The 26,999-nt window shown below is 31.0% G+C and carries 28 protein-coding genes; 16 read left to right on the top strand and 12 right to left on the bottom strand.

What is annotated here, in order from left to right; all coding sequences use genetic code 11:
- The first annotated feature begins 1 nt into the window (after position 1).
- Entirely contained in the window at positions 2–478 is a 477-nt protein-coding gene (locus WHD08_RS02995; protein ID WP_208889280.1) for a hypothetical protein, read from the top strand.
- Here WHD08_RS02995 and WHD08_RS02990 read toward each other — a convergent pair.
- The 10 genes from WHD08_RS02990 to WHD08_RS02945 form a co-directional block, all read right to left on the bottom strand.
- On the bottom strand, positions 475–1,707 hold the full coding sequence (locus WHD08_RS02990; protein WP_208889281.1) for a M48 family metallopeptidase: 1,233 nt from the start codon (positions 1,705–1,707) through the stop codon (positions 475–477). The two genes, WHD08_RS02995 and WHD08_RS02990, sit on opposite strands and share 4 nt — an antisense overlap.
- Before the next feature lie 45 nt (positions 1,708–1,752).
- On the bottom strand, positions 1,753–2,205 hold the full coding sequence (locus tag WHD08_RS02985) for a GNAT family N-acetyltransferase (protein ID WP_208889282.1): 453 nt from the start codon (positions 2,203–2,205) through the stop codon (positions 1,753–1,755).
- Between the two features lie 56 nt (positions 2,206–2,261).
- Complete coding sequence (gene ppgK, locus WHD08_RS02980) at positions 2,262–3,008, bottom strand: polyphosphate--glucose phosphotransferase (RefSeq protein ID WP_165734077.1); 747 nt, start codon at positions 3,006–3,008, stop codon at positions 2,262–2,264.
- A gap of 2 nt (positions 3,009–3,010) precedes the next feature.
- Positions 3,011–3,808, bottom strand: coding sequence for a TrmH family RNA methyltransferase (locus tag WHD08_RS02975; protein WP_208889283.1), 798 nt, complete (start codon positions 3,806–3,808; stop codon positions 3,011–3,013).
- Between the two features lie 225 nt (positions 3,809–4,033).
- A complete protein-coding gene (locus tag WHD08_RS02970; protein ID WP_208889284.1) occupies positions 4,034–4,840 on the bottom strand; it encodes a type 1 glutamine amidotransferase domain-containing protein in 807 nt (268 codons plus the stop codon).
- A gap of 7 nt (positions 4,841–4,847) precedes the next feature.
- Entirely contained in the window at positions 4,848–6,008 is a 1,161-nt protein-coding gene (locus WHD08_RS02965) for an iron-containing alcohol dehydrogenase (protein WP_208889285.1), read from the bottom strand.
- Between the two features lie 15 nt (positions 6,009–6,023).
- On the bottom strand, positions 6,024–7,019 hold the full coding sequence (locus WHD08_RS02960) for an NADP-dependent oxidoreductase (RefSeq protein WP_208889286.1): 996 nt from the start codon (positions 7,017–7,019) through the stop codon (positions 6,024–6,026).
- 15 nt (positions 7,020–7,034) lie between these two features.
- Entirely contained in the window at positions 7,035–7,664 is a 630-nt protein-coding gene (locus tag WHD08_RS02955) for an NAD(P)H-dependent oxidoreductase (protein ID WP_208889287.1), read from the bottom strand.
- 14 nt (positions 7,665–7,678) lie between these two features.
- Entirely contained in the window at positions 7,679–8,341 is a 663-nt protein-coding gene (locus tag WHD08_RS02950) for an NAD(P)H-binding protein (RefSeq protein ID WP_208889288.1), read from the bottom strand.
- A gap of 1 nt (position 8,342) precedes the next feature.
- Positions 8,343–8,927, bottom strand: a complete 585-nt coding sequence (locus WHD08_RS02945; RefSeq protein WP_165734089.1) for a TetR/AcrR family transcriptional regulator — start codon at positions 8,925–8,927, stop codon at positions 8,343–8,345.
- Between the two features lie 145 nt (positions 8,928–9,072).
- Between WHD08_RS02945 and WHD08_RS02940 the strand changes: the two genes are divergently transcribed.
- The 8 genes from WHD08_RS02940 to WHD08_RS02905 all read left to right on the top strand — a co-directional run bounded on the left by WHD08_RS02940 (position 9,073) and on the right by WHD08_RS02905 (position 16,712).
- A complete protein-coding gene (locus WHD08_RS02940; RefSeq protein ID WP_208889289.1) occupies positions 9,073–10,026 on the top strand; it encodes a helix-turn-helix domain-containing protein in 954 nt (317 codons plus the stop codon).
- Between the two features lie 123 nt (positions 10,027–10,149).
- Positions 10,150–10,956 (top strand): universal stress protein, encoded by an 807-nt coding sequence (locus tag WHD08_RS02935; protein ID WP_208889290.1) that lies wholly within the window; start codon positions 10,150–10,152, stop codon positions 10,954–10,956.
- A gap of 194 nt (positions 10,957–11,150) precedes the next feature.
- Positions 11,151–11,582, top strand: a complete 432-nt coding sequence (locus tag WHD08_RS02930; RefSeq protein ID WP_208889291.1) for an RrF2 family transcriptional regulator — start codon at positions 11,151–11,153, stop codon at positions 11,580–11,582.
- Between the two features lie 59 nt (positions 11,583–11,641).
- The gene (locus WHD08_RS02925) at positions 11,642–11,977 is read left to right on the top strand and encodes a cupin domain-containing protein (protein WP_165734098.1); all 336 of its coding nucleotides are present in this window, start codon (positions 11,642–11,644) and stop codon (positions 11,975–11,977) included.
- Between the two features lie 20 nt (positions 11,978–11,997).
- On the top strand, positions 11,998–14,217 hold the full coding sequence (locus WHD08_RS02920; protein ID WP_165734100.1) for a nitric-oxide reductase large subunit: 2,220 nt from the start codon (positions 11,998–12,000) through the stop codon (positions 14,215–14,217).
- A 66-nt stretch (positions 14,218–14,283) separates the two neighbouring features.
- Entirely contained in the window at positions 14,284–14,673 is a 390-nt protein-coding gene (locus tag WHD08_RS02915; RefSeq protein ID WP_208889292.1) for a group III truncated hemoglobin, read from the top strand.
- Between the two features lie 269 nt (positions 14,674–14,942).
- Complete coding sequence (locus WHD08_RS02910; RefSeq protein ID WP_208889293.1) at positions 14,943–16,217, top strand: porin; 1,275 nt, start codon at positions 14,943–14,945, stop codon at positions 16,215–16,217.
- Positions 16,218–16,277: 60 nt separating this feature from the next.
- Positions 16,278–16,712 carry a hypothetical protein gene (locus WHD08_RS02905; protein ID WP_208889294.1) on the top strand — a complete coding sequence of 145 codons (435 nt, stop codon included), beginning with the start codon at positions 16,278–16,280 and terminating at the stop codon, positions 16,710–16,712.
- A gap of 129 nt (positions 16,713–16,841) precedes the next feature.
- Here the strand turns inward: WHD08_RS02905 and WHD08_RS02900 are convergent, their stop codons facing one another.
- On the bottom strand, positions 16,842–17,279 hold the full coding sequence (locus tag WHD08_RS02900; protein WP_208889295.1) for a TlpA family protein disulfide reductase: 438 nt from the start codon (positions 17,277–17,279) through the stop codon (positions 16,842–16,844).
- A 152-nt stretch (positions 17,280–17,431) separates the two neighbouring features.
- Between WHD08_RS02900 and WHD08_RS02895 the strand changes: the two genes are divergently transcribed.
- Positions 17,432–18,439 carry an LLM class flavin-dependent oxidoreductase gene (locus WHD08_RS02895; protein ID WP_208889296.1) on the top strand — a complete coding sequence of 336 codons (1,008 nt, stop codon included), beginning with the start codon at positions 17,432–17,434 and terminating at the stop codon, positions 18,437–18,439.
- A gap of 249 nt (positions 18,440–18,688) precedes the next feature.
- The gene (locus WHD08_RS02890) at positions 18,689–19,477 is read left to right on the top strand and encodes a patatin-like phospholipase family protein (protein WP_208889297.1); all 789 of its coding nucleotides are present in this window, start codon (positions 18,689–18,691) and stop codon (positions 19,475–19,477) included.
- A gap of 44 nt (positions 19,478–19,521) precedes the next feature.
- On the opposite strand, the gene WHD08_RS02885 is transcribed toward WHD08_RS02890, so the two are convergent.
- Positions 19,522–20,487 (bottom strand): BT4734/BF3469 family protein, encoded by a 966-nt coding sequence (locus WHD08_RS02885; protein WP_208889298.1) that lies wholly within the window; start codon positions 20,485–20,487, stop codon positions 19,522–19,524.
- Between the two features lie 296 nt (positions 20,488–20,783).
- Here WHD08_RS02885 and WHD08_RS02880 point away from each other — a divergent pair, with 296 nt between their 5' ends.
- The 5 genes from WHD08_RS02880 (at position 20,784) to WHD08_RS02860 (ending at position 26,990) form a co-directional block, all read left to right on the top strand.
- Complete coding sequence (locus tag WHD08_RS02880) at positions 20,784–21,944, top strand: RNA-directed DNA polymerase (RefSeq protein WP_340833835.1); 1,161 nt, start codon at positions 20,784–20,786, stop codon at positions 21,942–21,944.
- Between the two features lie 518 nt (positions 21,945–22,462).
- Entirely contained in the window at positions 22,463–23,794 is a 1,332-nt protein-coding gene (locus tag WHD08_RS02875) for a TolC family protein (RefSeq protein WP_208889300.1), read from the top strand.
- 11 nt (positions 23,795–23,805) lie between these two features.
- The gene (locus WHD08_RS02870; protein WP_208889301.1) at positions 23,806–25,017 is read left to right on the top strand and encodes an efflux RND transporter periplasmic adaptor subunit; all 1,212 of its coding nucleotides are present in this window, start codon (positions 23,806–23,808) and stop codon (positions 25,015–25,017) included.
- Between the two features lie 6 nt (positions 25,018–25,023).
- The gene (locus WHD08_RS02865; protein ID WP_208889302.1) at positions 25,024–25,767 is read left to right on the top strand and encodes an ABC transporter ATP-binding protein; all 744 of its coding nucleotides are present in this window, start codon (positions 25,024–25,026) and stop codon (positions 25,765–25,767) included.
- Between the two features lie 2 nt (positions 25,768–25,769).
- Complete coding sequence (locus tag WHD08_RS02860; RefSeq protein WP_208889303.1) at positions 25,770–26,990, top strand: ABC transporter permease; 1,221 nt, start codon at positions 25,770–25,772, stop codon at positions 26,988–26,990.
- The last annotated feature ends 9 nt before the right edge of the window (positions 26,991–26,999 follow it).

The following is a 26,999-nucleotide window of genomic DNA, read 5'->3' as shown; positions in this document are numbered from 1 at the left end:
AATGAAAAATATTTGTATCAGTTTTATCGTTTTATTTATCAGTTTTACTATTAATTCTCAAGAAAAAGCAGGGCCAAATCGTCTTTTTGAACTTCAAAAAAAGAAAGTAGAAATAGATATAAATAAAGATATTTTTACAAGTGTTACTACAAATATGTATGTATCTAAAAAACCACAAGCATTAATTGTAGGTTTGTTTTTACCTATTTCTTATGAAACTAAAAAGTCAAAAATAAATAATAATCCTGCTGCGGAAAGAATGGAATTTAAAGGGGAGCAGATGATAAATAGTGAAAATGTTTTATTGTTAACTGGTACGATAATTAAAAAAGGAATTGAATTTACAAAACAAAAATATTACATAAAGCAAGATGAAAACACTTGTATAGAACTTACAACTATGCTTGCTGTTAATGCAGATGCTAAAGATAAAATGATGTTAATGAAAATAGTGCATTCCGTAATTGAAAAAAATTAACTTTCTAAATTATTAATTCTTTCCAACAAAGTTGGATGTGAATAGTGCGCAAAAACATAAGCCGGATGCGGAGTTAAATTACTCAAACTATTTTTAGATAATTTTTTAAGTGATGTTATTAAGGCATTTCCTTCAAAAGTTTCTTTCGCATAATTATCTGCCTGATATTCAAATTTACGAGACATATAATTCATGAATAAACTTGTAATTTCTGATATCGGCGAATATAAAATTCCGAATGCAATTAATCCAATATGAAAACTTGGTATAGAAACACCTAATGCTTCGGATAAGACAGCTGAATTGATAAATAAGGATAGAATAAACAACGTTAATCCTGTTAATAAAATTGATGCTATTAAATTAAAAACGATATGTTTTCTTTTATAATGGCCAACTTCATGCGCTAAAACGGCTACAATTTCATCCGTTTCTAAGTCGTTTATTAAAGTATCATATAACGTAATTCTTTTTTGTGATCCAAAACCAGAAAAATAAGCATTTGCTTTTGTAGATCTTTTAGAACCATCTATCACAAAAATATTATTAATGGTAAAACCAACACTTTTCGCATATTTTTCTATGGCCGTTTTTAATTCGCCATCTTCTAACGGACTTTGTTTGTTGAATAAAGGAACAATCAATTTAGCGTAAAACATGTTCATAAACAAAGAGAAAATAGCGACAAAAGCCCAGGCATACATCCAAAAATTTTCTCCTGTAAGTTGATAAAACCAAAGAATTAAAGCTAGAATTCCGCCACCTAATAAGGCACTCATTACCAATCCTTTTATTTTATCTAACCAAAAGGTTTTTCTTGTAGATTTGTTAAAACCAAATTTTTCTTCAATTACAAACGTGCTGTAATAGGAGAGAGGCGTGGTCATTATTTCTGATGCCAACATAATAACTCCAAAGAAAAGTAAAGCTACCAAAATTGGATTATCTGTATAGCTTCTCGCAAATTCATCTACATATTTAAACCCATCTACAAAAAAGAAAACTAAGGTTAATAGTGTAGAAAAGAATGAAGTGATGTTCGAAAACTTAGCACTGGTCTTTTTATAAGCTTGCGATTTTTTATATTCATCTTCGTCATAAACATCCTTTAATTTTTTTGGAATTTCTGCATCAAAACGTTTTTCATTTAGCGTGTCTAAGATTTTATCAACCAGAAAACTGATGATTAATATGGCAATAATGATATAGAATAAAGTAGTTGGTTGCATAAAATAGTTGAAAGGATCTAAACAATGCGTTTAGTGTTGTTTTTATTAAAAGTGTAATTTCATTCCTTCGTGCGTCCCTTTAAACCCTAAATCTTCATAGAATTTAATTGCTCGAGGTCTTTTTTTATCAGAAGTTAATTGAACTAAATGCACCTTTTTTTCTTTCGCTCGGTTTATTGCCCATTCAAAAACACTTTTTCCTATTCCTAAACCTCTTTGATCGCTTCTAATAAACACATTTTCTATTTGTGCTCTCATACCGCCACAATAACTTAAATACTGAATATAAGTAATTTGTAAAGTTCCAATAATTTCTAAATCATTATTTTCTACAACAATAAGTTCTTGATTTTCATCAGCATCTATTTTTTTAAACGCTTCTAAATAAGAGTTTGGTAAAGGATTCTGAAAGTTTTCTCTTTTTTGACCAAGTTCATCTTCAGCCATCATTTTAATAATTTCCGAAACGTCGTTTATGGTAGCTTTTCTAAAGTTCATAGTCCATTAAATTTTATTGAAAGTAGTATTGTAAAAAGAAATTAACAAAGCGTGTTTTATTTTTTATGTTCTTTGCTCGCATAAATTGCAGCTCCAATAATTCCAGCATTGTTTTTATATTCAGCAACTTTTACTTTTACATCAGTTTTTAAATATTCTTTAAAACCGTCGTACCTTTTGCTAATTCCACCACCTAAAACAATTAAACTAGGTGTGTATACAATTCTAATATATTCTAATAAAGAATCGAATCTTATTGCCCATTCTTTTAATTTTAAATTCTCTTTTTTTCTTACGGAATCTGCAGTATAAAACTCAATTATTTCTCCATTGGTATGTAGCATTTTACCAATTTCTAAATTAGGAATTAGGTTTCCGTTAAAGAACAAACCAGAACCAATTCCGGTACCTATGGTAACCATTATTACAACACCTTTTTCTTTTTTAGCGGCACCTAAACTTACCTCAGCTAAACCAGCTAAATCGGCATCATTACTCACATAAAAGGGCAATTTACATTCTTTTCTAAATAATTTATCAACCTTAACATTCAACCATTTCTCACTTAAATTTCCTGGATGAATACATTTACCATTCACAATGGTGGTAGGAAAACTACAACCAATTGCTTTTTTCCAATTAAAATGATCTACCATTTCATTTACAACCTTTGCTACTGCTTCTGGTGTTGCTGGTTTTGGAGTGTCTATTCGGTGTCTTTCAGAAAGTAATTCTCCTGTTTTGGTGTTTACTATTGCGGCTTTAATTCCAGATCCACCGATATCAATTCCTAATACTTTCATTTTTACTTTTTAAATTTTCTTTGTCTTTTTGCTTCAAACAAAATAATTGCAGCAGAAACAGAAACATTCATAGAATCTATTTGCCCCTGCATAGGTATGTTAACGTTTTGTGTAGCAGCTTCTCTCCAAACATCTGTTAAACCAGTAGCTTCTGTACCTACAACAATTGCGGTACTTTCAGTATAATTTTCTACATGATATTCATTAGAATTCTGCAAAGTAGCAGCATATATATTGATGTTCTTCTCTTGTAGAAACGTAATTATTTCTTCGGATGTTCCTATGGAAATCTGATTGGTAAAAACACAACCTACACTAGAACGAATAATGTTTGCATTGTACAAATCGCTTTTAGGATTTGCTATAAAAACAGCATCTACATTTGCAGCATCTGCAGTTCTTAATAATGCACCAATATTCCCAGGCTTTTCAACACCTTCTGCGACTAATATTAATGGATTTTCAGTTTGAAACAAGATATTTTCTAAAGAGAAATCTTTTGCTTTAGTAACCGCAATTATTCCTTCTGTAGATCCTCTATAAGCCAATTTCTGATAAACTTCTTTAGAGATTTCAATTCTGTTTACATTTGCATTAAAAAGGTGTAAAATTTCATTTTCTGAAATTAAATCTGGATAAAAAAGAATCGTATCAAATTCATATTCAGCAGAAATTGCTAGTGTAATTTCTCGTTTACCTTCAATAATAAATAAACCCTGTTTTCTTCGTTCACGTGCTTTTTCTTGCAGTTTAAGCAAGTTTTTTACATACGTATTTTGAATACTAGTTATTTCTTTCATTAGTACAAATATACCTATTTATAGGTATTGGAAAAAAGGTAAATAATAACAATATTTGTATTTATAAACCAAATTATTAATTTTTACTATTAAATGCACGTAAATTTAAATTTCTATGAAAAGGAGAAGTTCTATTTGGTTTCTATAAATTTAAAAGGCTCGCATTGTGCGAGCCTTTTCTTTACTAATAACTTTTTACTGTTTACTAGAATTTAAAAATACTAATTACTTTAAACTAGCTAATAATTTATCTGCAACTAATTCTGATGATGCAGGGTTTTGACCTGTAATTAAGTTACCATCTTGCACAGCGTAAGGAGCCCAGTTTTCTCTATTAGAATAAAATGCGCCATTTTCAATTAACATATCTTCTAATAATAATGGTACTACTGCTGTTAAACCAACAGCAGCCTCTTCTTTGTTTGTAAAACCTGTTACTTTTTTACCTTTAACTAAAGGAGTTCCGTCTGCATTTTTAACATCCTTTAAAACTGCGGGTGCGTGACAAACAAATGCAATTGGTTTTTCTTGACGATCAAACTTTTCGATTAAAGCAACTGATACTTTATCATTTGTTAAATCCCATAAAGGACCATGACCACCTGGATAGAAAACAGCATCATAATCATCTGGATTCATGTCTGCCAATACTTTTGTATTTGCTATTTTAGATTTAGCATCTGCATCTTTATTATAACGATCTGTAGCCGCAGTAGCTGCGTCTGGAGAATCACTACTTGGGTCTATTGGAGCTGCACCACCTTTTGGAGTTGCAATAGTAATCGTTGCTCCTTTATCTAATAGTGTATAATATGGGTTTGCAAATTCTTCTACCCAAAATCCTGTTTTTTTGCCGGTATCACCTAATTTATCGTGTGATGTTAATACAAATAATATATTCATTTTATTATTTTTTTTTATTTCTTTTTTGTCTTCTGAAACTTTTTCAGAAGTTGCTTCTTTTTTAGCATTATTACAGCTAGCTGCCGTAATTATGGTAAATGTTAAGGCTAAAACCTTTGTGATTTTCATATTTTAATTAATATGCCATTTTTACAATTTTTTCTACCTTATCTGGAGATAAATTTTGGTGTTCACCTAATCCTAACCAGCCACGATCTGTAAAACGTTGTGCTATTTTTTCTGCTGTTCCTTCATATTCTTTTGTATAATCAGACAACTTTGTATCAATGCCTAACTCATGGAAAAAAGCAACTGTTCTTTCAATAGCAGCATATGCTTTATCATCAATGCTTCCTTCAGTAATATTCCAAACACGTTCACCGTATTGTGCTAATTTTTCTTTTTTAGCTTCAAAGTTATATTTATAATGACTAGGAGCAATTACAGCTAAAGTACGTGCGTGATCTATACCAAATAAAGCTGTTAATTCGTGGCCCATTGCATGTATTGCCCAATCCCCAGGAACCCCTTTTTGTATTAATCCATTTAAAGCCATTGTACAACTCCACATAAAGTTAGCTGCAGCATCATAATCTGTAGGATCTTTTAATACTTTAGGAGCAACTTCTATAATAGTTTGTAAAATACTTTCTGCAAAACGGTCTTGCAACAATCCTTCAACAGGATACGTCATATATTGTTCTAAAACATGAGAGAAAGAATCCATTAATCCGTTTGCCAATTGGCGTTGTGGAATAGAACTGATTACCTGTGGATCTAAAATAGAAAATACAGGAAATAATCCAGGACCGCCCATGGCTAACTTTTCTTTTGTTTCTGATCTGGTAATTACAGCACCAGAATTCATTTCAGATCCTGTTGCAGGTAGCGTTAAAACAGTTGCAAAAGGCATTCCTACTTCTGTTCTTATGTTTTTTGTTAAAATATCCCAAGGAGTTTCTCCTTCAAAAACTGCAGCTGCAGATAAAAATTTAGTTCCGTCTATTACAGAACCACCACCAACAGCTAATAAGTAGGTAATGTTTTCTTCTTTAATAACTTGTAAAGCTTCTATTAAAGTTGCATACTCTGGGTTTGCAGGGATTCCTCCGAACTCTACCACCTCAACTTTTGTCAACGCTTTTTTGACTTGTTCGTAAATTCCGTTTTTCTTTATACTTCCTCCACCATACAAGAGTAATACTTTTGCATCTGCAGGAATTTCACTTTCTAATTGTTTAATTGTATCCTTTCCAAAAATAATTTTAGTAGGATTTTTTAATTCAAAATTGTTCATCTTCTTTTATTTTTTTTAGATTTTAACGATCATTTTACCTTTGTTCTTACCTTCAAATAAATCGATAAAAGCAGTAGGTATATTCTCGAAACCATTTACGATAGTCTCTGTGTAAGTTAACTTTTCTTCTGCCAACCATTCTGATAATTGCTTTATAGCTCCAGGAAATTTATCAGCATAATTAGAAACAATAAAACCTTGCATTAATGCACTATTTTTAACTAAAAATGGTTGTACACTTACACTTTTAGGAGTTTCAGTCTCATTATAAACAGAGATTGCTCCACAAATAATAATTCTTGCAAAACGGTTGATATTGAATAATACAGCATCCGAAATTGGTCCACCAACATTATCAAAATAAATATCTACACCATTTGGTGCTAATTTTTTAATTTCAGCATTTATATCTTTATTGGTATTGTAATTGATACCTGCATCAAAACCAAATTTAGATTTCAGCATATCAATTTTTTCATCTGTACCAGCAATCCCGATTACATTTAATCCAAGAATTTTAGCAATTTGCCCAACAACAGAACCAACTGCACCAGCAGCACCAGAAACTACAATAGTTTCTCCTGCTTTGGGTTTTCCAATTTCGTTTAATCCTAAATAAGCAGTTAAACCAGTCATCCCTAAAATACCTAAAAAGGCACTTAATGGCGCTTTTGTTCCGTCTACTTTATTTAAACCATCTCCATTAGAAACTTGTTGTGTTTGCCAGTTTAATAAACCAGAAACATAATCTCCTTCTTTAAAATTGTCATTTTTAGTAGCAGTTACTTTTGCAATAACTCCAGATTGTACTGGTTCATTTAATTGAAAAGGTGGAACATATGATTTTGCATCGCTCATTCTTCCTCTTAAATAAGGATCTACAGAAACATAAGCAGCTTCTAAAAGAATTTCTCCATCTTTTATTGTTAATTCAGTGTCTTCAGTAACAAATTCAAAATTAGAAGTTGTTGGTTTTCCTTGTGGTCTATTGTTTAATAAAATCGTTTTCATTTTTCTTTTTTTTAATTATATTACAGTTACTAAATCTTTCATCGGTTTTCTAACTTTTACCAAGTTTACCAACCAATCTTCATCTTCTTTTCTATAACCTAATGGCAATAAAACAGCACTACGTAAACCTTTTTCTCTTAAGCCTAAAATTTCATCAACCGCTACAGGGTCAAAACCTTCAACTGGTGTTGCGTCCACACCTTCGTAAGCCGCAGCAATAATTGCGTGTCCGAATGCGATGTACGCTTGTTTGGCTGCATGATTAAAGTTTTCTTCTGAATCTCTTTGCGGATAAGAGCTTAATAGCATCTGACGGTAGTTTTCCCAACCTTCGTTTTCAAAACCACGGATTTCGTTTGTTAAATCGAACATATAATTGATGCGTTCTGGGGTATACGTATCCCAAGCTGCAAATACCAATAAGTGAGAACAGTCTGTAATTACAGATTGATTCCAAGCGATTGGTCTAATTTTTTCTTTTACTTCTTGACTTTTAACTACAAAGATTTCAAAAGGTTGTAATCCACTAGAAGTTGCTGCTAAACGAGCTGCTTCTAAAATGCGTTCTACTTTATCTTCTGCTACAACTTCACCATTCATTGCTTTTGCTGCGTATCTCCAATTTAATTTATCTAATAATTCCATATTTTGTTTTTTATTTATTTTTTTGAAAGTTTTTTTATATCGTTTGAAGTAATTATGACTCCGGCATTATTTTTAGTATTTGCTAAGTTTATCATTGCTTGCGCAATATTTTCAGCATCTATTATTTTATATTCTTTTAGTTTTCCTATAAATAAAGGTTGAATTATTTTAATAACAACCAAACCTATTTTTTCTAAGATTCTGCTTTCTTTTCTTTCTCCTCCAATTAAGGAAGGTCTTAAGATAAAAGTATTTTTAATGTTTTGTTTTAAAACATCACGTTCCATTTCGCCTTTTGTTTTATTATAAAAGACAGTACTTTTTGCATTTGCTCCCATTGCAGAAACCACTAAAAAAGTAGCGATGTTATTTTCTTTTGATAGTTTTGCGGCAGTAACCGGAATGCCGTAATCTATCTTTTTATACAATGTTTTATCTGGCGTTTTTTTAGCAGTTGTACCAATGCAACAATACACTTCGTCTGCTGTAAAATCTGTTTTAAATTGTGCTAGATCTAAAATGTCACCTATAAATTGTGTTACCTTTTTTGGCAAACCATCAATTTTAGAACGAGAAAATAATTTTATAGTCTCGTAGTTTTTGTCTTCAATTAATTTATGAAGAATATGACTGCCAGTTAAACCAGTTGCGCCTAATATGATTGCTGTTTTCTTCATCTTATTTACAAAGTTTTATACTGCTCCAAGCAGATTGAAACGCTTCCTCTAAATGAGTTTCATTTAACTTAAAAGAACCTCTTTTTTCAGACATCATTAAAAATGATAACGGATTTATAGCATATGCGTACAAGATATAATCGGACATTGGTTTTATAATTCCTTCTTTTTTTCCACGCGTCCACAAGTCGAGTAGGGGCTGTAAATGTTTAATTCCCTCTTGTCTACTTGGTTCATCAATCATTGGTGTATTATCACACTGTGCTAAAAACATCGCATTTTCACATTCCTTTAATTTAAAGTTAGCAATGCGATTCCAAATTAATTTAAAACCATCTTCAACAGACATATTAATGTCATACGTTTCAAAAGCATGGTTTGTATATTTCGCTTTTACTTCTATGTATGTTTTGTTCACCAAATCTTGCTTGTTTTCAAAATACAAGTAAATGGTAGCTGGTGATACATTCGCCATTTTTGCAATTTTACTCATAGGTGTCGCATGAAATCCGTTGTTATTAACGAGCTCTATTGTTGCCTTTATAAGTGCATTACGTTTGTCTATACTTTTTTGAAGCTTTGCCATATTGTTTTATTCTGATGCAAATGTACATAAAAATGAACGTTCATTCTTTTTTTTAACAAAGATTTATATTTATAGCAGTATAAGAATAATTGATAAAAGGGGAGTATGGAATAAAGAAGACAATACAAAAAATGTTTAATACAAGTTGATTATAGAAATTGGTATCTTTGATGAACCAATAACTAGAAGAAACCAATTGCAAGAACCTTTTATTAAAAATTATACTATTAACGACGTTGTCAAAATTATTGGAGACAAACCACAACTGTACACAGATTTACATGTGCATATGTCTAAAAATAATTTTGATAAAACTCCTTTTTTAGCACCTTTTAGATCTGGGAATTATACTTTTTTGTTGATACTTAAAGGATCCATTACGTTACAGTTAAACTTAATTACACACACTTTAGAAAGTAGTGAGATGATTGTTGTAAAACCCCAAACGGTTTCTCAAATTACAGAAATTAGTAAAGATTTAGAGATTATTAGCGTTAGTTTTACAGTCGATTTTATTTTTAAGATACTTTTAAAAAAAGCAGAATTTGATGCCATAGACTTTTTAACGGCAAACAGTTATCCGAAGTTAAAATTATTAAAAGAAGAAAAAGAAACTTCTATAGTGCTGTCCAAATTATTAGCAAAAAACAACAATGCAGATGCACTTCTTTTACCTTTTAGAAATGAAATTATAATGCACTCTTTTGGTTTATTATTATATCATTACGGGGCCATTTTTAAAAGAGAATATCCTAATTTAGAAGCACATTTAAATAGGAAACAGCAATTAACACTTCAGTTTTTAACCATTTTAAATGATCATTTTAAAAATGAACGTTCTGTTAAATTCTATGCTGATTGCATGCATTTAACACCTGCTCATTTATCAAAGGTTTTAAAAGAGGTTTCAGATAAAACCGCCAGTCAATTAATTGATGACGCTGTAATTATGGAAGCTAAATTATTACTGAGCAATCCTTTATTAAGTATTTCTGAAGTTGCAAATGAATTAAAATTTAGTAATCTTTCTTTTTTTGGCAAATACTTTAAGAAAAACACTGGTGTATCTCCTTCTTACTTTAGAAAAAACACAAATTAATTGAAGTACAATTTTTTGTTAAACTTCTCCAAAAACGCGTTTTTGACCAATACATCCCATTTTTCGACTACCTTATAATGCTGATAATTTTTTATCTTTGAGTATAATCAAATCATCTACCTTATGAGTATTATAGTAGCTACCAATTTTTCTAAACTATCTGATAACGCTGTATTATACGCCGCTGCATTAACAAAACAATTTCAGACAGAACTTGTACTTTTTCATGCATTTAGATTGCCTGTACATGCTGCAAATAGTAGATTGTCTGCCATGTCTTTAGATATTTTATTTCAAAAAAATAAAGAAAAATTAAAAAAATTAGCAGCTAACTTAAGTGAAGAGTTTCAAATTAAAGTTTCTTACAAGAGTAGTTATAGTGATTTAGGAGAAGAAGTAGATCATTTAATGAAAGAGTATAAAGCACGTTTTTTAGTGATCGGAATGTCTCCAAAATCTATGGAGCAAAATTTATTAGGGAATCCTACAACGAGTGTCATCAGTATGAAAGAATTTCCGGTACTAGCAATACCTTTAGAAGCAAAGTATAAGGAAATAAAACAAATACTTTTTGCGTGTGATATTCTGCAAGATATCCCATTAAAAACATTGGCTAGGTTACGTCAGGTTGCCTTAAGTTTAAAGGCTGCTGTAACTGTTTTTTATGTGGATCAGAAAGTAGAAGAATTAAAGATAGAAACACCTAGTATCCTAAATAAAGAATTAGAAGATGTTACCCATTTTTATAAAAATGTAAAATCGAATTCTGTAATTGAATCGATTGAAAGTGAAATTAAAAAATCGAATTCAGATCTTTTGGTTATGATGCCAAAAAAATATGGTTTCTGGGAATCTATTGTACATAAAAGTAAAACAAGAGTCATGGCTTCTGGGCAAAATATTCCGTTATTATCAATCCCTATAGAATAACAATCCCTTATTTATTATTTCCCTAGTTTAAATCTTGTATTGTTCCAAAAGGAACAGTACAAGATTTTTTTATTAACTACAAACTTTTTTTTAAGAGAAAAGGAGGGAAGTATAATTAAATATTTATTTTATAAGGGATATATTTGTCCTTTATAAAATATACCATATATTTGCGGCATTAAAACTAAGATATTATGTTTTCAAAAACTTGTGAATACGGCTTAAGAGCAGTGCTATTTATAGCGCAAGAAAGCGCTCATGGTCATAAGGTAAGTATGAGTAAAGTTTCTGAAGAAATAAACTCACCACAAGCTTTTACGGCTAAAATTTTACAGCAATTAAAAAGAAATAATATTGTAACCTCTGTAAAAGGTCCGTATGGCGGTTTTACCATTACAGAAGAAAAAATGGAAACCAAACTAAGTGAAATTGTAAGTGTTTTAGATGGAGATACCATCTATAAAGGCTGCGGTTTAGGTTTAAAACAATGTGATGCAAATTCACCTTGTCCGTTACATTATAAATTTGTGGATATCCGTGAAAACCTAAAAAATATGTTAGAAAGTACATCTATTACATCACTTTTAAATGATATGAATTTAGAAGGTTTCATCTTAAAACGCTAAAAATTTAACCAAACAAAAGATATAAAAATCTTTTAATACTTTAATTAAACTTAAACATTATGAAAGCAGCATCAATAACAGAAAATTTAATCTACGGAGAAGACAAACCTGCAATAACCGTATTAATTAAAACAGCGACTACAAAAGAGATAAGAATCCTTATGAAAAAAGGACAACAAATGAAAGAGCACAAAGCACCGTTTCCTATTGTGATAGAATTATTTGAAGGAGCGATAGATTTTGGAGTAGAAGGAGAAAAACAAGCATTAAAAAAAGGAGATTTAATTGCGTTAGACGCAAATGTTCCACACGATTTATACTGTACAGAAAATTGTATAATAAGACTTACGGTTTCTGTGGCAGACAGTGTACAAAGAGTAAAAGACGTAGTATAATTTATTAAAAGAACAACAACATGAAAAAAGTTTGGATTGCATTTACTAGTGTGGTAACACTATCCTTTTTAGTACTTATTTGGGTGGGAACAGAAGTTTATCAAACACAGCCACCTATACCAGAAACCGTTATAATACAAGAAACAGGAGAAGTCTATTTAACCAAGGCAGACATACAAATAGGTCAGAATGTTTGGGAGTCTATTGGAGGAATGGAAGTAGGTTCTATTTGGGGGCATGGTAGTTATGTAGCACCAGATTGGTCTGCAGACTGGATACACAAAGAAGCTGTTTTTATGCTTAATGCATGGGCTAAAAAAGATTTTAATTCAACCTATGAAAACTTAGATGTAGAAAATAAAGCAGCCCTAAAAGCACGATTAATTCAGCATATTAAAACAAATACGTATAATGCAGAAACCGGTAGTATTACTATTTCTAAAGATAGATATACCGCTATTCTAGAAAATCAAAAGCATTACACAGATATTTTTTCTAATGGGTATGAAAAATATGCTATTCCTGAAGGTGCATTGGTAGATACCGAAAAACTAGCACAGTTAAATGCTTTTTTATTCTGGACTTCTTGGGCAGCAAGTACTAACAGACCAGAAAAGGATTATACATATACTTCTAACTGGCCACATGAGCCATTAATTGACAATACAATTACTCCAGATTCTCAAATTTGGTCAGGGTTTTCAATTGTACTTCTATTATTATTTATTGGAGGATTAGGGTATTATTATATCCGTAATCATGAAAAAGGGGAAGCTGTCATTCACCCAGATAAAGATCCTTTAGATACTTTAATTCTTACAAAATCTCAAAAAGCTGTATTAAAATACTTTATTGTTATTTCTTTATTAATAGCATTACAGGTAGTTTTAGGTGCCCTAACAGTACATTATACCGTAGAGGGACAAGATTTTTTTGGAATCAATTTATCTAGTATTCTTCCATATTCTATTACGAGAACATGGCACACACAATTGGCTGTATTTTGGATTGCTGCTACTTGGTTGGCAACAGGATTATTCTTAGCACCAATGATAAGCGGCAAAGAAATGAAATATCAAATATTTGGTACCAACTTTCTATTTGTAGCACTAATAGTAATTGTATTGGGTTCTATGATGGGTGAATGGTTAGGTGTACACCAGTTTTTAGATTTAACAACTAATTTCTTCTTTGGACATCAAGGATATGAGTACATGGATTTAGGGAGATTCTGGCAAATTTTCTTAGGAATCGGATTGGTATTATGGGTGTTTATGGTTGGTAGACACATCATCTATGCGATTAGAAAAAATGATGATTCTAAACATTTATTAATCATATTATTGATTTCTGTTATCGCGATTGGAATGTTTTTCTTCTCTGGATTAATGTATGGAGAAAACAGTAGTTTACCCGTAATTAACTATTGGAGATGGTGGCTAGTACACCTTTGGGTAGAAGGTTTCTTTGAGGTTTTTGCAACCGTAGTTATTGCTTTTATCTTTTTAAGAATGAAAATTTTATCAGCAAAAACAGCAGGAAAAGCGTCTATTGCTTCTGCAACCATATTTTTAGCAGGAGGAATTATCGGAACTTTACACCATTTATACTATTCAGGAACACCTGTACAAGCGATTGCTTTAGGTGCAACCTTTAGTGCTTTAGAAGTAGTGCCGTTAACTTTAATGGGATTTGAAATTCGTGAAAACTGGAATCTTTTAAAATCGAACGAATGGATTCAGAAATACAAATGGCCTATATTTTTCTTTATTGCTGTGGCATTTTGGAACATGGTAGGAGCAGGTGTATTCGGTTTCTTAATTAACCCTCCAATTGCGTTGTATTATATTCAAGGTTTAAATACTACGGCAGTGCATGCACATACTGCGTTGTTTGGTGTGTATGGTTTATTAGGTATGGGATTCATTATTATCTGTTTGCGTTTCTATTCAGACAGAGAATGGAGTTCTGTAAAATTAAAAAGAGCTTTTTGGTTTTTAAACATTGGTTTAGTAGCTATGGTCTTTTTAAGCATGTTGCCAGTAGGAATTATACAGGCCTATACGTCAATTACAAAAGGATACTCTTTTGCAAGAGATGCAGAATTACTATATTCTCCAACAGTACAAACCTTAAAATGGATGCGTATGATTGGTGACGTAATTTTCTCTGTAGGTATATTCTATTTTTGTTGGTTTACCATACAAGAAACCATTTATTGTATCAAAAAGAAAAATTAATTTTTAAATTCATATACAATCAGCACACGCCTTTCATAGGTTTGTGCTGATTTAATTTTTTATAAAATGAAAGAAATAGAAAACAGAGCAGATATCAATCTATTGGTCATTACTTTTTATAATGAAGTTAGAAAGGATGCTCTATTAGGCCCTATATTTAATCATCATTTAAAAGATGCGCAATGGCCTCCACATTTAGAGAAACTAACCGATTTCTGGGTAACGGCATTATTGGGTGATGTTTGTTTTAAAGGCAATCCTACAAAAGCACATTTAAAAGTTGATAAACATTTAAAGCATACCATGAGTCAAGAACATTTTGGACAATGGTTACAGATCTGGTTTCAAACAATCGATTCTTTATACGTTGGTGATGTTGCACAAAGAGCCAAAGACGCATCTAGAAGAATGGCTACAGGTCAGTATTTGAATGTTTGGAAAAGTAGAGAAGTGTAATATCTTGTGCAGTTAGAAGTGATTAAATATTAGTATTTCTGTTTTATATTGATATAATTATGATGTAAGTTCAAAAACTGAAATTCATCGTTATTTTTATCTTTGATAATATTTAATTATGATGGCCTTTATATTCTAAGAAAGTGAGACCTTTTTCAAAAAAGTAATTAAGTGACAAATGTCAGTAAGTCTATTTTAGAATTTATATAGTTTTGCTGCTTGTAAAGTGTTTGAATATTAATTACATCAAACAATTATTAAAACCAATTATGAAAGTAATAAGACTTCTTTTTATTTTAACTTTATTATCCAATTTTAGCTACGGACAAAGCAATAAACTAAAATTAAATCTCGATGAAACAGGTAAAACATACATAAAAGCATCTCTTAGAATGCAATTATGGGCAAGGTATTTTGACACGAATCCAGGTACTACTATTAATAATGAAATTGCAAATAATGTGTTTGATGTTTCTTTAAGAAGAGTTAGAATGGGGATTTCAGCACAGTTAACGCCTAAATTATATGTGTATTCTTTATTTGGAGGTAATAACTTAAACAGTAAAACAGAAAAAGATTTTCAGTTTGGTGTGTTAGATTTATATGCTGAATATGAGTTTGCTAAAGAATTTGCTTTAGGTTTTGGAGAATCTGGATGGGAAGGTTTAAACCGTTGGAATGTTAGAAGTAGTGTAACTTTAATGTCTTTAGATGCTCCTTTATTTTCGTTGCTTACAGTTAATAAAAACGATGACGTGGCTCGTAGTTTAGGTATTTGGGCAAAAGGTCAAGTACATAAATTCGACTATATTTTATCTTTTAAAAACCCTGTTCAGTTTGGCGTTTCAGCCACAGAAGGGAAAGTGGATTATGATTTAAACAAACCGAGAAAAAGAATTTCTGGTTATGTAAAGTATGAGTTTCTAGATAATGAAAGCAATAAATCTGCCTACAGCGGAGGAGCAGGAACCTATATAGGAACAAAGAATATTTTAAACTTAGGAGCAGGTTTTATGAACCAACCTAAAATGACTTCACAACTCGTAAATGGGGTAGAAAAATATTACGATTTTAAAAATTGGGCAGTAGATGTTTTTTATGACGCTCCTTTAAATAAAGAAAAAGGAACGGCTATTACAACCTATTTAGGGTATAATCATAACGATTTTGGTCCAAATTACATTCGAAATGTGGGTGCTAATGATATTACTTCTGGCGGGACTTCTTTTAATGGAAGTGGTAATGATTTCCCGATGATGGGAACTGGAAATACCACCTTTTTTCAATTAGGTTACGCACTTGCTAAAGGTAAAAAAAGTTATCAATTACAACCAAATATTGCTGTTCAATATTCAGATTTTGATGCTTTAGATGATGCAATGATTGTGTATGACTTAGGTATTAATTGTTTCTTTAGAGGCCACGATAACAAACTAACTTTAAGTTACCAAAATAGACCTGTTTATCAAAATATTAATAATCAATTAAAAGTTGATGAACGCAAAGGAATGGCTGTGTTGCAATACCAAATTATAATCAATTAAACGAAATTGAATATTTAGATATTAATAGTTGGCTTTCATCAAAAAAACGATATAATTACAATGGAAAATAAAATTTTTAATTTGAAACAATTTGTTATTATCACTTTAATAACAAGTATTTGGATAAATATTGCGGAAGTAGCAAGAGCCATGTTTGTTGCATTTCCATTGATGGAAGAATTCTTTGCAGGCAGAATACCAATTGGTGCCATGGAAATAAGTAATGCCTTAATTTGGGGAATATGGGACACCTTGTTGTCTGCAACTTTAGTATTTATATTTTGGCTTTGTTCAGTTGCATTTGGAAATAACTTAAAATCAATTATTATTTCAGGTACTACCACTGCTTTAGCGACGATTGGTGTTTTCTGGATTGCCAGTGTAAATACAGGTTTGGGAGAGTGGAGTACGGCTGGTATTTTATTCCCTATCGCTTGGGTTGAAATGATTATTGGAGCTTGGATAGCGTCAAAACTTTATTCAAAAAACAAATAAAGAATATCTATTTGCTTTATAGAAAGAGAAAAACGAAAAGCTAACACCATGTAAAAATAATTACTTAATTAATGCTTAATCAAAAGTAGCTGTGTTTCATCATAAACGTAGATTTTCTTGAAATAGGTTTTAAGTTTCAACTAAACTCTCTAAAGCATAAAACAATCTATTAGCTGCATTCTCTTGCGATCCAAAAATAGAACGGAATAACTCTCCTTTTTCTGAAATAAGTAACCATTGTGGTGTTCCTTCTGCTTTAAACTCATCATAAACTTTATGGTTTTTATCAATATAAATAGGAAACGGATTCTCGCCACTTGTAAAAACACTTTTAATATTGGCTTTGGTTCCTTCTCTGTTTAAAAAATCTGCATGAATGCCTGCAACCTGGATGGTTGGGTATTTCTGTTGAAACTCATATGCCAAAGGAATCGCACGACCTGTACAGCCTAAACAATCGTTGTTATAAATGATCAGTAGTAAAACCTTGTTTTTATACTTGGACATTAAATCAACAGGATTTCCTTCTAAATCTAAAACGGGTATGGATTGTATGGTGGTATTCATTTTAAAATGCTTGTTTTTATTCAGTTTACAAATTTAATAATTGATCGTTTATATTAACAAAACATTACGTAAAAAAACAGACTGATTTCTGTAATTTTGTAACCCTCAAAACGACTTTATATTTCAAATATAATTATTGATTTTAAATACTTATGAAAACTCAAAATACCGCATATTCCATTTTAGATCTTGCATTAGTTTCTAAAGGAAATACTTTAAAAGACACCTTTAACAATGTACGAGAATTGGCACAAAACGCCGAAACATTTGGATACACGCGTTATTGGTTGGCAGAACATCATAATTCTACAAATATCGGTAGTATTGCTACAAGTATTTTAATTGGTTATGCCGCAGAAGGTACAAAAACCATTCGTGTTGGTTCTGGCGGTGTTATGTTGCCCAATCATTCACCTTTAATTGTAGCCGAACAATTTGGTACGTTGGGTGCTTTGTATCCGAATAGAATAGATTTAGGTTTGGGAAGAGCACCAGGAACCGATAGAGAAACTGCACAAGCCATTCGATCTGACTTTATGGAAGCTGCGCAACATTTCCCGAGAGAGATAGAAAAAATTCAGACTTATTTTTCAACAGAAAACAAAGAAGCTAATGTTCGTGCTACGGTTGCAGAAGGAGTAGAAGTGCCGCTTTATGTTTTAGGTTCTAGTACAGACAGTGCACATTTAGCAGCTAAAAAAGGATTGCCGTATGCATTTGCAAGTCATTTTGCTACGACGCATTTATGGAATGCTTTGGCTATTTATAGAGAAGAATTTCAACCTTCGGATGTTTTAGAAAAACCGTACATCATTGCGGGTGTAAATATTATTATTGCAGAAACAGATGAAGAAGCAGCTAATTTATCTACTTCTTTAATTAGAATGATACTTGGTTTATTTACCGGAAAACGAGATTTTGTACAACCTCCAACTGAAATGACAGATTATTATAAGGAGATTCTAGAAAATCCGCAAGTACATCAAATGCTGAAGTATTCTTTTATAGGAAGTAAAGCAACTGTAAAAGCACAAGTAAAGGAATTTTTAGCACAAACGCAAGCGGATGAATTGATTGCCGTAACCAATATTTATGGTATTGAAGATAGAATACGATCTTACGAGTTGTTTGCAGAAATTATGAAAGAATTGAATTCATAATTGAGCAGCAACTAATCAAAATAATTATTAAATCTCTCATTGTCCGTTCGAGCGCAGTCGAGAACTATTGAATTGCTAACATAGGTTTCGACTCCGCTCAACCAGACATTTTGATTAAAGTCTATAGAATCGTTATTCGAATTTTATGACATTTTATAGTTGATTATATCTAACAACGATTGCCTTCGTAATAAATAGCTTATAAGCCATTTAAAAAGTATATTTACGTGTCTTTTAGAGTTAAAAAAAATGATCCCAATACCTATAAATTACAGTGAACAACTTTCTAAACTAAATGTAAACATTCCTATAAATTTAGTATTATCTGGAGGAGGCATCAAGTGCGCTGCACATTTAGCATTGATAGAGAAAATTGAAGAGTTAGGCTTACAGATAAATGCCATTTCCGGGAGTAGTGGAGGCGCTTTGGTAGCTTCTTTATATGCTTCGGGTATTTCTACTCAAGAAATTTTAGAAATCTTTAAAAGAACGAGTCTTTTTAAGTTTTCTTTCTTTAGCATGACAAAAGCAGGGATTTTTGATACTTTTTTATTCAAATCGATTATTGAAAATAAAATAAAAGATAAATTTAGGGATTTAGAAATTCCGATTTATATTACTGCCTCTAACATGCAAAGTGGCAAACCTCGTTATTTTAGCAAAGGGAAGTTATTAAAACCTGTATTGGCTTCTTGTGCTATTCCTGGTATTTTTACGCCTATTATCATCAATAAAACCTTGTATTCCGATGGCGGAATTTTAGATAATTTCCCAATTAAACCTTTTATAAAATCAGGTTTACCAATTGTAGGAAGTTATGTGGCAGAACCTGCTCCAAAAACACCTTTACAATTAAATTCTACCTTTAAAGTAATTACACATGCTACGTACTTGAAATCGCATGCTGCAGAAAATTTTAAGTTTGACTACACAAAAATGACCGTTAGTTTTCCTTTGTCTGAGTATTCTGGACTAGATAATAAGGATTCTGAAAAGATTTATAATATTGGGAAAGCGTATTTGAATGGGGTTGTTTAATAATACTATTTATAGAGATAATTTGTTCTAGTAGTTTAATTAAATCAACTATCAAATTTGTCTTTTTTTGTAATGAAACCTTTTTCTTTAGCGTAAAATACAATAGTTCCAAGCGATATTGTAGAATTATTTTCTAATTTTCTATTGTTATAGCAATATTTAAGGATGTTTTTACTTTCCTGTTCATTATGATTTTCTTTATCCAATTCACATAAACTTAAAAAATATTTTTCACCTACATCGTAACTAAAAGTACTAGAGATAGCTAATGCAACTCTTAGCCACTTATCAAAAGTGCTTGTAATTGATTGATCTTTACGTCTCAAGTATTTAATTATAATCCTTATATTTTTTCTATGTTCTGAGCTATTTAATCCCTCTGTAGCATATGCACTTTTATTTATAGATTTACTTGAAATTGATTTTTTTGATTTAATTTCATTATCTATTTCATTGAATAATTTATCAGTGTATATATCTGAATTTGTATTTAGAAATAACTCTTCATCCCAAGAAACAAAGCATAATCTAGTAATATCACTTCCACTATTATCTAAATCAATATCATAATTTTCTTTAAAATATTTTTTAAGAGAGTTGAAACTAGATTTATGATCTTTTGGACTGCTATTTATTTTTACTAAAGCTTTTAAACCTTCATTAGACGGAGATAACCAAACTGAATAAATATATTTATCATTAGCTAATTTGTTTTTAATTTCATTTAACTTAGATAAATCAATATGGTCAATATCTAAAATCATAATATTATTATAAATATCTAAGTTCTCTAATTTCCTACCATTTTTAAAGACTCCGCAAAAAGTAACTATTGGTAATTTTATTTTTAGAGATTTGTAAGAATCATAATCCTTTGTATTAGTATAATATCTACATTTTGTTATGATATCTTTGTATTTACCTTCCTTTATATCTTTAAGTTCATCCAACAAATTTGATTGAATCACATTTTTTGTATAAATAATATTTTGAAACCTTGAAACTTTCATTTTTAATTACAATTATTATGCTATAAATATACTATATTTGGTTTAAGACGTAGGCAAGAGTGGAGTTTTAATTCCATTATATTGAACAGGTATAAGACTTTTTAGTCTTTAGGTGAAAGTAGCATTAACTTAATTGTTATAAACGAAATCACTGAAACAATTTACGAGCCTAATAATCCTGATGCTTAGGGTCTCTGCTGATTTGTATATTTATACCAGAGCAGCAATGTATCTCAATCATACTAATTACTACGCTTACGTCTTTTTTTTTATGAAAGAATTAGAAAGTTACTTCTATTATTGAAATATTAAAGTATAGAAAAAAGTACAGAAAGCTTTGGGTTTCAGAATGTGATATTCAAAAATTTTTTGACACTGTGCAACATGAACATTTATTAAAAATATTTAATGATACAGTAGCAGAGTTATCCTTAAAGGGAACAAAAATATCATCTACAGCAATTAAGTTATTCTCTTTGTTTTTAGATTCATATTCATTTAATTTAGATGTTTTAACAAAAAATAATACACCTATTTTTTTTCAAAAAAGTGGTGTTCCTATAGGTGAATTTGGTTGGGTAAAAGATGAATTGGTAGACAAATACTCACAATCTTATATTGAAGATTTTAAAATAGGCGTACCTCAAGGAAATGCAGTTTCCTGTTTTATAGCAAATCTTATTTTAAATAATATAGATAAAGCAGTAAAAAGTGTGGATAAAAATATTTTTTATGTAAGATATTGTGACGATATGGTACTTGCTCATAAGGATAAGGATGTTTGCAAAAATGCATTGGAAGTATATAAAAAAGGTATTACAGAAAACTTTCTTCTATATCACGAACCAAAAGTTTTTAATGATTATAAAAATTCTTCACAATCCTTTTGGAAAGTAAAATCAAAAGAACCTTATTTTTGGGGAAATAAATATGCTAATGAAAGAAATGTTCCTTGGCTTTCTTTTGTTGGGTACCAATTAAATTATAAAGGAGAAATAAGAGTTAGAAAAAATTCAATTCAAAAAGAAATAAGTAAACAAATAAGTGAGACTCAAAGTATTTTAATATCTCTTGGACTTGATAAATATAGAAAATTAGGGAAAATTGATGAGTACTCACGAAAAACTCATAATCAAATTGTTTTTAGCTTACAACAAAGGTTAATATCAATGTCAGTTGGAAGAGTTACAATTTATAATTATAATAAAAATGATTCAAATCAAGGATTATGTTGGACAAATGGATTTCACTTATTATATAAAAATAATGATGCTAAAAAGAAGATAGCGACCAAACAGTTACAAGAATTAGATAAAAGAAGAGAACAACAAATATTATATTTAAAAAGAATGATATCTCATTTAAATATAAAAACAGATGAACACGATAAATTACCAAAGTATTTGGTTGAGATATATTTTGGTGTTCCTTATAGCTACTTTAATCACATAAAATAATTTCATTCAATAAAATTATCAGAACTCTAGTTTTGTGTTAATCCTGTACTTAACTTTATTCAGTATTCATCAATGAAAAAAAAAGTATATCTTTTAGTTTATTACGAGAAAATAGAAGTAATCGGTAATATCAGTCACAGATTGCTTCATACCTTGTAATGACTTACAAAAAGACTTATTATACACCCTTTTATTTTTAAGATTTAATTTACTCAAGTAATAAGATAACCCTTATAAAAAACACTTTCTTCTATAAAGTCAAATGTTATTCACTATCAATTTCATTACGGCTTAAAAAGACCCTTCAGGTTTTTAAAACCTGAAGGGTCTCTAATACCTCATAGGAAGAGAGCTATTCTCATTATTGTAAATAGGTGCTCTTTAATCAACAAACCACCAAAACTCCCATCCATAAAAAAACCGTTTTCGTATAGTAAAAACCCGTAAACGTCTATTACGTTCTTATAAGGTACTATAAAGTTTCATCTTTGAAGTGTTCAATTAAAACATTCAAAAAAATGAAATTATATATCCTCATTCTTAGTTTACTTTTTGCACAGATTTCTTTTGCACAAGATATAACTACAAATTCCGCATCTAAAGTATGGTCTTTGCAAGATTGTATCGATTATGCTTTAGAAAATAACATTACGGTTAAAAATGCGGTACTGACTAAAAACATTGCCGAAGTAGATTATAACAAAGCAAAATCATCTAGATTACCAAATTTATTTGGAAGTGCATCTCAAAGTTTTTCTAGCGGAAATACGATAGATCCTATTACAAGTGATTTTGTAACAGACCAAATACACAGTACAAACGTAGGGATTAATAGTTCTATGACTTTGTTTCAAGGAAATCAAATAACCAATCAAATAGCACAAAGTAAAATTTTATTTAACCAAAGTGTACTTGAAGAAGAAGTAACACAAAACAACATCGTTTTAAATATTTTAGAAACGTATTTGCAAACATTGTATAGCAAAGAAAGCATTGTTATTGCAGAAAACAACTTGGTAGCTTCAGAAACAGAAGTACTAAGAGCAAAGTCTCGTTTAGATGCTGGAACTATTGCGTTAAGCGATTATACGGAAGCTCAAAGTCAGGCGGCAACCAACAAATACAATGTTATTGCTGCTAAAAACAACTATCAACAATACATTATTGCTTTAAAACAATTATTAGAGTTATCTCCAATCGAAGATATAGAAATTGAAACCATCGATGAAAATATGGATTTAGTAAATCTAGAATTGAACAAGGCGGATGTGTATGAAAAAGCATTGGGAATTTTACCAGAAATACAATCGAGCAACTTAAATATAGAAGCGAATAAAAAACAATTAGACATTGCAAAAGGAGGTTTTTTACCAACATTGGCTTTGTCAGGTAGTTTAGGTTCTGGATATACAAGTATTAGTGAAAATACGTTTTCAGATCAGGTAGATTTGAATTTCAATCAGAAATTAGGTTTGTCTTTAACTATTCCAATTTTTAATAGAAATCAAACAAAATCGGCGGTACAAACGGCAAGCATCAACATAGAAAAAGCAGAAATACAAAAGTTATCTACAGAAAAAGAAGTGTATAAAAAAGTAGAAACTGCTTATCAAAATGCATTGTCTGCACAAGAGCAAGTAATTGCAGCCGAAGCTTCTAAAGTAGCGTCGGAACAATCTTATAAATTGGCACAAAAAAAATACGAATTAGGTGCTTTAAGTACTACGGATTTAGTGATCAGTCAAAATAGGTACACCAACGCACAACAAAACTATTTACAATCTAAATACTTAAATATTTTATACCATCAATTATTACAATTCTATCAAGGAAACGATATCAAACTTTAATATAAATCATCATGAAAAAAAATAAAAACATCATCATTATAAGCATTGTAGTCGTTGTACTTGCAATTGTAGGATACTCTTTTATGAAAGGCGGCGATGCCATAATTATAGAAGCAAAAACGGTAGTTGCTAAAAAAGCAGATGTTACCACAATGGTAACGGCAACCGGAACGATTGAACCAATTACAAAAGTAGAAGTAGGTACACAGGTTTCTGGAGTTGTAGAAAAAATCTATGTAGATTATAACAGTGTAGTTACAGAAGGACAGCTAATTGCAGAATTAGATAAAACAAATTTAAATGCTTCTAAAACTCAAGCGCAAGCAAGTTATGACAATGCGGTAAGTCAGAGAAATTACATGAAAACGATTTACGACAGACAAAAATCGTTGTACGACAATCAAGTAATTAGTAGAGCCGATTTTGATGAAGCAACTTTTAATTACGAAACAGCAAAGGGAACCGTAACTCAACGTTATTCAGATTTACAATCTGCAAAAACCAATTTAGGATACGCCAATATTTATTCGCCAATAAACGGAGTAGTTTTATCTAGAGCTATTGATGAAGGACAAACAGTTGCTGCTAGTTTAAGTACACCAACATTGTTTACAATTGCACAAGATTTAAAAGAAATGCAAGTAGAAGCAGATGTTGATGAAGCAGATATAGGACAAGTAATAGAAGGGCAAAGAGTAGAATTTACAGTAGATGCGTATATCGGTGAAACTTTTGAGGGAGAAGTAACTCAAGTGCGTTTAGATCCAACAGTAACCTCGAATGTAGTTACATATACCGTGGTTATTAAAGCACATAATCCAGATTTAAAATTAAAACCAGGTTTAACAGCAACCATTTCTATTTTTACTTTAGAATTACAAGATGTGTTAACAGCAGAAGCTAAAGCAATTAATTTTAAGCCAGAAAGAGGAACCCTTGCAACTTATAATCTTCAACATCAAATAGAAGAAACAAACAATGGCCAAAGATCTAGAGAAGAAACGGCTCTTTGGGTGTTAGAAGCAAACGGAACTATTACACCAAAAACAGTAACTCTTGGTGCTAGTGATGGAGTAAATGTGCAAATTTTAAGTGGGATAAATAAAGGAGATAAATTGGTGTACAGTTTACAAGGTGTTTCTAAAACAGAAGCAGGAGGTACAGCAGAGAAAAGCGAAAGTCCTTTTATGCCACAACGTCCAGGAGGAAACAGAAAAAAATAAGAAACCATGAGTAAAGAAATCATTAAAATACAAGATTTAAAACGTGAGTTTACCATGGGAACCGAAACGGTTCATGCATTAAGAGGTATTTCTTTCGATATTAAAGAAGGAGAATTTGTTACCATTATGGGATCTAGTGGATCTGGTAAAAGTACCATGCTAAATATCTTAGGATGTTTAGATCAGCCAACATCTGGTGTGTATGAAATTGATGGCGTATCTGTAAAAGATTTAAGCAGAAATGAACTGGCAACCATCAGAAATGAAAAAATAGGATTCATTTTTCAATCATATAATTTATTAGCAAGAACCTCTGCTATAGAAAACGTAGAATTACCTTTATTATACAACAGCAAGGTATCTACGGAAGAAAGAAGAGAACGTGCTATAAAAGCGTTAGAAATGGTTGGTTTGGGAGATAGAATGGGGCACACGCCATCGCAACTTTCAGGAGGACAACAACAGCGTGTTGCTATTGCCAGATCTTTGGTAAACAATCCTGTAATGATATTGGCAGATGAGGCTACCGGAAATTTAGACACAAGAACTTCTTACGAAATTATGTCTTTATTTCAAGAGTTGAATAAAAAGGGAATCACCATTACGTTTGTAACGCACGAACCAGATATTGCTACTTTTAGTAGTAGAACGGTTGTTTTAAAAGACGGGCATGTTATTAAAGATTATAAAAATGATAACATACAATCTGCAGCAAATGAATTAGCAAAATTACCTAAACAAGACGATTAATTATGAGACTATTAAATTTATTTAAAATTGCTACAAAAGCTATCATTCTTAATAAAACGAGAACTTTATTAACCATGTTAGGTATTATTATTGGAGTAGCTTCGGTAATTGCAATGCTAGCCATTGGTGAAGGATCTAAAGAAAGTATTCGTACTACTATTTCTGCAATGGGTTCTAATATGATTACCATTCAGCCTGGTGCAGACAGTAGAGGTCCGGCAAGAGGTAGTGGAGGAGATGTACAAACGTTAACACTTGCAAATTATGAAACTATTAAAGCACAGTCGGACTTAATTAGCTACATAACACCAGTAGTAAATGGTAATGGACAAATTATCAACGGTTCTAACAACTGGCCTTCTTCAATTTATGGTGTAAACCCAGAATATTTAGACATTAAAGTGGTTGGTTTACAAAGTGGAAGTATGTTTACAGATGCTGAGGTTAAATCGGCTTCTAAAGTGGCAGTAATTGGACAAACGGTGGTTGATAATGTGTTTCCTGATGGACAAGAACCGGTAGGGAAAATGATTCGTTTTAATAATATTCCGTTTAAAGTAATTGGTGTATTAGAAGAAAAAGGAGAAAATACTTTTGGTCAAGATCAAGATGATGTTGTAATAGCTCCTTATACGACAGTACAAAAACGTATTCTAGCAATAGATCACTTAAACCAGATTATAGCATCGGCAATTAGTGAAGATGATGCACCAGATGCCGTAGAACAGATAAGTAATATATTACGTACCGAACATAAATTGTTAGATGATGAGGAAGATGATTTTAGCGTACGTTCTATGGAAGAGTTAATTTCAACCTTTAGTTCTACAACAGAAATGTTAACCATTCTGTTAGTTGCAGTTGCTAGTATTTCTTTATTAATTGGTGGTATTGGTATTATGAATATCATGTATGTTTCTGTAAAAGAAAGAACTAAAGAAATTGGTTTGCGTATGGCAGTAGGCGCAAAAGGAGCAGATATTTTAATGCAATTTTTAATTGAAGCTATTTTAATTAGTATTACCGGTGGGTTACTCGGTGTATTACTAGGATTAGGGGCCTCCGTATTTATAGAGCAATTTTTAGGCTGGCCAACAAGTGTTGCTTTGTATTCTATTGTGATTTCTTTTGCAGTGTGTGCTGTAACAGGTATTTTCTTCGGATGGTATCCTGCGAGAAAAGCATCAGCATTAGATCCAATTACTGCATTACGTTACGAGTAAAAAATAATA

It is taken from the genome of Polaribacter sejongensis (assembly GCF_038024065.1).
Lineage (GTDB): Bacteria > Bacteroidota > Bacteroidia > Flavobacteriales > Flavobacteriaceae > Polaribacter > Polaribacter sejongensis.
Note: the sequence above shows the minus strand (reverse complement) of the source record. Positions and strands in the feature narration are given on the sequence as shown.

Excerpts from the sequence above, each read along its gene's own strand:
- WHD08_RS02955 (WP_208889287.1), bottom strand. The coding sequence starts at position 7,664 with ATGGAATTATTAGATAAATTAAATTGGAGATACGCAGCAAAAGCAATG.
- WHD08_RS02930 (WP_208889291.1), top strand. The coding sequence starts at position 11,151 with ATGTTTTCAAAAACTTGTGAATACGGCTTAAGAGCAGTGCTATTTATA.
- WHD08_RS02900 (WP_208889295.1), bottom strand. The coding sequence starts at position 17,279 with ATGAATACCACCATACAATCCATACCCGTTTTAGATTTAGAAGGAAAT.
- WHD08_RS02945 (WP_165734089.1), bottom strand. The coding sequence starts at position 8,927 with ATGGCAAAGCTTCAAAAAAGTATAGACAAACGTAATGCACTTATAAAG.
- WHD08_RS02935 (WP_208889290.1), top strand. The coding sequence starts at position 10,150 with ATGAGTATTATAGTAGCTACCAATTTTTCTAAACTATCTGATAACGCT.
- ppgK (WP_165734077.1), bottom strand. The coding sequence starts at position 3,008 with ATGAAAGTATTAGGAATTGATATCGGTGGATCTGGAATTAAAGCCGCA.
- WHD08_RS02920 (WP_165734100.1), top strand. The coding sequence starts at position 11,998 with ATGAAAAAAGTTTGGATTGCATTTACTAGTGTGGTAACACTATCCTTT.
- WHD08_RS02860 (WP_208889303.1), top strand. The coding sequence starts at position 25,770 with ATGAGACTATTAAATTTATTTAAAATTGCTACAAAAGCTATCATTCTT.
- WHD08_RS02870 (WP_208889301.1), top strand. The coding sequence starts at position 23,806 with ATGAAAAAAAATAAAAACATCATCATTATAAGCATTGTAGTCGTTGTA.
- WHD08_RS02985 (WP_208889282.1), bottom strand. The coding sequence starts at position 2,205 with ATGAACTTTAGAAAAGCTACCATAAACGACGTTTCGGAAATTATTAAA.
- WHD08_RS02905 (WP_208889294.1), top strand. The coding sequence starts at position 16,278 with ATGGAAAATAAAATTTTTAATTTGAAACAATTTGTTATTATCACTTTA.
- WHD08_RS02990 (WP_208889281.1), bottom strand. The coding sequence starts at position 1,707 with ATGCAACCAACTACTTTATTCTATATCATTATTGCCATATTAATCATC.
- WHD08_RS02995 (WP_208889280.1), top strand. The coding sequence starts at position 2 with ATGAAAAATATTTGTATCAGTTTTATCGTTTTATTTATCAGTTTTACT.
- WHD08_RS02865 (WP_208889302.1), top strand. The coding sequence starts at position 25,024 with ATGAGTAAAGAAATCATTAAAATACAAGATTTAAAACGTGAGTTTACC.
- WHD08_RS02960 (WP_208889286.1), bottom strand. The coding sequence starts at position 7,019 with ATGAAAACGATTTTATTAAACAATAGACCACAAGGAAAACCAACAACT.
- WHD08_RS02950 (WP_208889288.1), bottom strand. The coding sequence starts at position 8,341 with ATGAAGAAAACAGCAATCATATTAGGCGCAACTGGTTTAACTGGCAGT.
- WHD08_RS02895 (WP_208889296.1), top strand. The coding sequence starts at position 17,432 with ATGAAAACTCAAAATACCGCATATTCCATTTTAGATCTTGCATTAGTT.
- WHD08_RS02970 (WP_208889284.1), bottom strand. The coding sequence starts at position 4,840 with ATGAAAATCACAAAGGTTTTAGCCTTAACATTTACCATAATTACGGCA.
- WHD08_RS02875 (WP_208889300.1), top strand. The coding sequence starts at position 22,463 with ATGAAATTATATATCCTCATTCTTAGTTTACTTTTTGCACAGATTTCT.
- WHD08_RS02915 (WP_208889292.1), top strand. The coding sequence starts at position 14,284 with ATGAAAGAAATAGAAAACAGAGCAGATATCAATCTATTGGTCATTACT.
- WHD08_RS02885 (WP_208889298.1), bottom strand. The coding sequence starts at position 20,487 with ATGAAAGTTTCAAGGTTTCAAAATATTATTTATACAAAAAATGTGATT.
- WHD08_RS02965 (WP_208889285.1), bottom strand. The coding sequence starts at position 6,008 with ATGAACAATTTTGAATTAAAAAATCCTACTAAAATTATTTTTGGAAAG.
- WHD08_RS02975 (WP_208889283.1), bottom strand. The coding sequence starts at position 3,808 with ATGAAAGAAATAACTAGTATTCAAAATACGTATGTAAAAAACTTGCTT.
- WHD08_RS02890 (WP_208889297.1), top strand. The coding sequence starts at position 18,689 with ATGATCCCAATACCTATAAATTACAGTGAACAACTTTCTAAACTAAAT.
- WHD08_RS02925 (WP_165734098.1), top strand. The coding sequence starts at position 11,642 with ATGAAAGCAGCATCAATAACAGAAAATTTAATCTACGGAGAAGACAAA.
- WHD08_RS02910 (WP_208889293.1), top strand. The coding sequence starts at position 14,943 with ATGAAAGTAATAAGACTTCTTTTTATTTTAACTTTATTATCCAATTTT.